This window comes from Jeotgalibacillus sp. ET6 (assembly GCF_029667115.1).
Lineage (GTDB): Bacteria > Bacillota > Bacilli > Bacillales > Jeotgalibacillaceae > Jeotgalibacillus.
Window position 1 is genome coordinate 1 of the sequence record NZ_JARUIU010000034.1, and the last position, 302, is coordinate 302.

Annotated in this window: 1 tRNA gene; it reads left to right on the forward strand. The window is 50.3% G+C overall.

Annotated features, from left to right (window positions below):
- Window positions 1–93 precede the first annotated feature (93 nt).
- Window positions 94–169: transfer RNA gene (locus P6709_RS19790), tRNA-Ala, on the forward strand.
- Window positions 170–302 lie beyond the last annotated feature (133 nt).

Below are 302 nucleotides of genomic sequence, written 5' to 3' on the forward strand. Positions count from 1 at the left end.
GGGAGTAGCTCAGCTTGGTAGAGCACTTGGTTTGGGACCAAGGGGTCGCAGGTTCGAATCCTGTCTTCCCGACCATTATATTTTCCCAATTTAGGGGCCTTAGCTCAGCTGGGAGAGCGCCTGCCTTGCACGCAGGAGGTCAGCGGTTCGATCCCGCTAGGCTCCACCATTAAGATTGAACCTTGAAAACTGAACAACCAAAAACGTCAACGTTAGTACAAGAAATACAAGAAACACAATGAGCTTTATCAAACACTTTACGGAGAGTTTGATCCTGGCTCAGGACGAACGCTGGCGGCGTG